The 4,744-nt window shown below is 61.5% G+C and carries 4 protein-coding genes; 1 reads left to right on the forward strand and 3 read right to left on the reverse strand.

Translation table 11 applies throughout. The features are described from left to right. Positions 1-421: 421 nt before the first annotated feature. The 3 genes from terL to GSQ79_RS12105 form a co-directional block, all read right to left on the reverse strand. The gene (gene terL / locus GSQ79_RS12095) at positions 422-1,708 is read right to left on the reverse strand and encodes a phage terminase large subunit (RefSeq protein WP_158808971.1); all 1,287 of its coding nucleotides are present in this window, start codon (positions 1,706-1,708) and stop codon (positions 422-424) included. Positions 1,709-1,880: 172 nt separating this feature from the next. After that, positions 1,881-2,342 (reverse strand): DUF5681 domain-containing protein, encoded by a 462-nt coding sequence (locus tag GSQ79_RS12100; protein ID WP_158808972.1) that lies wholly within the window; start codon positions 2,340-2,342, stop codon positions 1,881-1,883. A gap of 12 nt (positions 2,343-2,354) precedes the next feature. Continuing rightward, the gene (locus GSQ79_RS12105) at positions 2,355-3,803 is read right to left on the reverse strand and encodes a site-specific DNA-methyltransferase (protein ID WP_210253068.1); all 1,449 of its coding nucleotides are present in this window, start codon (positions 3,801-3,803) and stop codon (positions 2,355-2,357) included. A gap of 550 nt (positions 3,804-4,353) precedes the next feature. Between GSQ79_RS12105 and GSQ79_RS12110 the strand changes: the two genes are divergently transcribed. Further along, positions 4,354-4,744, forward strand: a 391-nt coding sequence (locus tag GSQ79_RS12110; protein ID WP_246725284.1) for a phage integrase N-terminal SAM-like domain-containing protein, incomplete at its 3' end; no start/stop codon positions are given.

Genomic DNA, 4,744 nt, shown 5'->3' on the forward strand with positions numbered 1-4,744 from the left:
CTCGGAGCCCGATATGGCCCTCATCAAGCTGCGCTAACGACCATGACTCCGCACCACCCCGCCGAGCGACTCCCGCGAAGCGGGTTCGTGCTCGGGCGCAGAGCCGAAGGTCCGCTTATCAACTGGCCTGGCTTCCTACCCCCTCAGACGATGCGGCTGCAGGAAGGGCGTGAGCACGACCATGCCGGCGCCAACGGAGCACTTTAGCCACAGGCTCGAACCGAGCGAGGACGAGGCGTCGCGAAGGGCGTCGACTGACAGTGGGCCGAAAGCAGCGATCAGCTAGCCCACCGTGAGCACGAAGGCGGTCCAGGTGTTGGCAGACTCGACGCTGTCCGTGTTATCCAAGGGCAACGTTATGCCGAGGCTGAAGCCGCCGCCGAGGCCCAGAGGTGTTTGGTGGCGCATCGAAGGCAGGGCGCTAGCGATCTCGATCTGGTCTGTCGACGACCCGGGCGCGCACGATATTTCGCCGCGTGATCGTGCGGCGGATGAGTTCATTCTCCGAGCCTTGCCGACGCGTGAGGTACCGCAACGCTTGGCTGGTGGCATCCACCTGATCGTCATGCCGGCCCGTAGGAAAGGCCAGAAGTTCGCCGATATACGTCGACAGCCAAGGCGCCTCGTGCGGAAGCAGCACCTGCCCCGCCTCGAAGCGCGGGCTGACGGCAAGAAGCCGCGCGACCTTGTCATAGCGAGCTGGCTCAACGAGCGGACGGAGAGACCTTGAGGACCGCAGATCCTGAGCGATCGCTCTGCCGAGTTCCGTTCCCTCGATAAGCGTGACATCGGCCTCCCAGGAGCGATCGAGTTCGATGATAGCCCGCCGCAGATCCGGAGCCTCGAGGCGTTCACGGCGCACGTCGAGCAGGTAGAAGTCCTGACCGACAGCGCCCCACACCGTGCCCACGGACCAGTCGCTTGTCTCCTCCAGTGTGGACGCTGTGTCCCAACTTACCATTACTCGATCGAATGCCTGCGGAGCCTCGTCATAGTAGCGTAGCCAGCTACGCTGAATGACGTTGCCGCCGGGCGGCACTGGATTTTGCAGGTACTGCGCAGAGAACACTAGCGAGCCGATCGCGCGCCTGGTGGCGTCGAGCACCTCGCGTGGCTCGCGGTCGGGATGTAAAACCTCGCTGGCTTGGCGGTGATAAACATCTTCAGGGTGTGGACCAATCGGGTGGTTCTCGGCTTCCGGCGAGATCGCGGGTATAACCAGCTTGTCCCAGTCTTCCGAGGCTTCAACGTGCCCGACGAGATCTTCCTGGTGGAGTCGCTGCATGACGAGGATGATGGCACCCTCAAGCTTGTTATTGAGCCGCGTGCGGTGCGCAGTCATCCACAAGTTCGTCTCGCGGGTCCGCACCGCGTCGGATAGGGCGGCCGCCGGGCTCATCGGGTCGTCGCCGATGATGATGTCTGCGCCGCGCCCAAGCACCGCTCCGGCGATCGAGACGGCGAAACGGTAGCCGAGCTCGGTTGTCGTCGTCTCTAGCTCGCGGTCGCCACCCCGTTTGATCCGGAAGCGAGGAAAGGCGTCCTTATACCAGTGGCTGTTGACGATGCTTCGGAAGGCGGAAGCATGCGTCTTGGCGAGCGCATCGGTGTAGGAGACGCAAATTATACGCTTGCGAGGGTCGTGCCCAAGAAGCCAGGCTGTGAAGGCGATCGTCACGATGATCGACTTGCCCGAGCGCGGCGGCACGTTGATGATCAGCCGTTTACTCGACCCTGTCTGGACGCGGCGGAGCGCTTCCGCTACCGCCGCAAGATGCCAGTTGTCCTGGTATTCCAGGCCCGGCTCGAGCGTGACGAAGCACATCTCGAGAAAGGCTAGGAAGTCGCTTTGCAAAAGAGCACGAAGAAGAATGGCGGACTCATCCATCTTCCAGCCCGTCGTCCGGCTCGCCTCTTTTGCCCGCCCTCTTGGCCTCTTTTAGACGACGGTTCAGCGCATTATCGATGACCTTCTTTCGGCTCGCATCGTCGTCAGCGACAGTATCTCGAACCGCCCGGCGCTCTGCGTCGCGTCGAGCGGCCGCAGCACAGCGTTCGTCAAGGTAGCGGATGGCTTTGACGTCACCTTTGCTCGCCTGCGCATAGAGGACGATGAAAAGACTCTCGTCTCGCGTTACGCGTTTTTGCTCGCCGTTGAGCATCACGGTCACCTTGCGACTGAGAAAGCTCTTCTTATCGATGGAAGCGTCCTTAGGCTTCCCGCGGCATCCGTAGGGGTTGGGCGATGGATCGCCTTTCCTGAAGCGATGCTCCTCAGGTGGGCGGCCGTAACCGACTTTGCCCGGACGGACTGAGCCGCCCTCGTCTTTGTTCTTGGCCATGAAAGTGCCCTCTCATGCCGTCGGCGCAAAGGACGCTTGGCCGTCTGCGACGCCAAGGGTCCTCTCCGAAGCTCGCAAGCGCTCGGCAGCGACCTCGGCAAAGGTCTCGCCGGTTCCTGCGTGGCAGGCTGGCGCCTTTGTCGAAGCCTCCAACCGACGCACGGCAAGATCAACGTAGGCCGGATCGATCTCGATGCCGTAGCCGCGCCGTTTCGTGCGATGCGCCGCAACGAGCGTCGTGCCTGACCCCACCGTCGCGTCGAGAACGATGTCATTGCGTTCCGTAACATCCATGATGGAATCCGCGATCATCGCCACACATTTGGGGGTCGGATGCTCGCTCGCTGCCGCATCGCTCCGGCGTAAGGCACTACTTCCGCCCGAGTATTCCCACATATTCGACCGATTACGACCGTGACGTCCGAGCTCGACGTTGTTGATGTGAGACGCCGTTCCGACTTTCCACACGAAGCAAAGCTCGTGCTGAGAGCGCCATAGCGAGCCCATACCGGCATTGGTTTTGTGCCAAACGCAGAGGTTCTTTAGTTCGGTGTAAACGCTCTCGCCGGCTGCGAGCATCGCTCCCATGTGCCGCCAGTCCATGAATTGGAAATTGAACGCGCCGTTGATGCAATGGGCGGCGACGTTCGTGAAGATGGTGCGCAGGAAGATCGTAAATTCAGCCTCGGTCATTTCACCGGAAGCCATCGCGAACTCGCGCGCGCAGGCCTGACCGGACACGTTCCCGCGGATCCGAACGTTGTAAGGGAGGTCACAGATCGCTACACGTGCGACGCCGCCCGCCATGAGGATCAGGAAAGTCGCTGGGTCTCGGGCGTCACCACAGACGAGGCGATGGCCACCCTTGAAGATCCAGACATCGCCTGATCGCGACACGATCGTCTCCAGCGGCTCAGGCAGGATGTCGGCCGCATCCACCTTCGGTTTACGACCTACTGGATCGAGAATGAAATCGATCTGCGGGGTCGTGAACCCGGTGAAACTGACGAGATCGAGGTCTACCTCTATTAGGAACTCGACTTCGCGTTTGAGCTCGGCCTCATCCCATATCGACATCTCCTGAATGCGATTGAGAGCGATGCGGCAGGCCCTCAGCTCGGCCTCATTAAGATGAGAGAGGGCGATCGTCGGGATCTGCTTTAGACCCGCTTCTCGAGCGGCCTCGACGATCGCGTGGCCGTCGATGATCGTACCGTCAGGCGTGATGATGACGGGAACGATCAGGCCGAACCGCCGGATATTTGACGCGAGCTGCTCGATCTGGCCTTTGCCACGACGGCGCAGGCGGCGAGAGTCAAGTTTAAGCTCATGGATGGCTAGATAGGTGACAACCACCTTTAGCTCATCGCTCATCTCAAGCGCCGGCTCAGAGATTTTCGGTTTTGGAAGCGGTCTGGAAGATAACTTTCGGGTCGTAACCCGCATCGATTGCTGGCTCATTCTGCGACTCGCGGTCAGACAAAGCAGTTGAGACGTGACAAAAATAAGCCGAACACGCGAGGTGTCGGGCCTTGGCTTCATCAAATCTCGTGCTGCTTGCCGTATCGCGAGGGCATAACGCCACCGCAGTCGATTGCTGCCCGACAGCCACTCTTCGCCTTACAGCGGCTGGTATGGAATACTAACTAGGTCCTCAAGTCAGAAGCAAGACCGCAGGCGCAACTTATCAACAGCGCTGACAGCAAGTTCAATACTTGAGAAAGTCGCTCCACCGGTGAACATTGCGAAGGAAGATGGCAGCGCTGATTGCGCCACTCCGACGGTAGACCCTCAAAGGAAAGCGGACATGCCGTTTTGCGCCCATGCACGAACCCGCTTCGCGGGAGTCGCTCGGCGAGGTGGTGCGGAGTCATGGTCGTTAGCGCAGCTTGATGAGGGCCATATCGGGCTCCGAGCATGAGGGGTCAACCTTCAGCTCAAGGACGATCCGATGTCCCACCGACCTGGTCTAAGGCCCGTCAGTCCCCTGCGCCGCCGAATGATCGAAGACATGGCCATGCGCGGCCTGCGCGAGGAGACGCAGCGCGACTATCTGCGTGTCGTGAGCGGCTTTGCCAGCTTCCTCGGCCGGGCGCCAGATACGGCAACCGTGGAGGATATCCGCCGCTTCCAAGTCCATCAGGCCGAGAGCGGCGTGCAACCGCCGACCATCAACAGCTCGGTGTCGGCCCTGCGCTTCCTGTTCACGGTGACGCTCGATCGGCCCGACCTGTCGCGCCGCTTCATCCTGGTGCGCCACCCCCGCAAGCTTCCGGACGTGCTGAGCGTCGCGGAGGTCGGGCGGCTGCTCGAAGCGGCGCCTGGGCCGAGGCACAAGGCGGCGCTTGGCACCGCCTACGGCGCGGGGCTGCGCGTCTCCGAGGTGGCAGCGCTCAAGGTCG

The sequence above is a fragment of the Beijerinckia sp. L45 genome (assembly GCF_009765775.1).
GTDB lineage: Bacteria > Pseudomonadota > Alphaproteobacteria > Rhizobiales > Beijerinckiaceae > RH-AL1.

Coding starts and splice junctions, on each gene's coding strand:
- GSQ79_RS12105 (WP_210253068.1), bottom strand. CDS start 3,803: ATGAGCCAGCAATCGATGCGGGTTACGACCCGAAAGTTATCTTCCAGA.
- GSQ79_RS12100 (WP_158808972.1), bottom strand. CDS start 2,342: ATGGCCAAGAACAAAGACGAGGGCGGCTCAGTCCGTCCGGGCAAAGTC.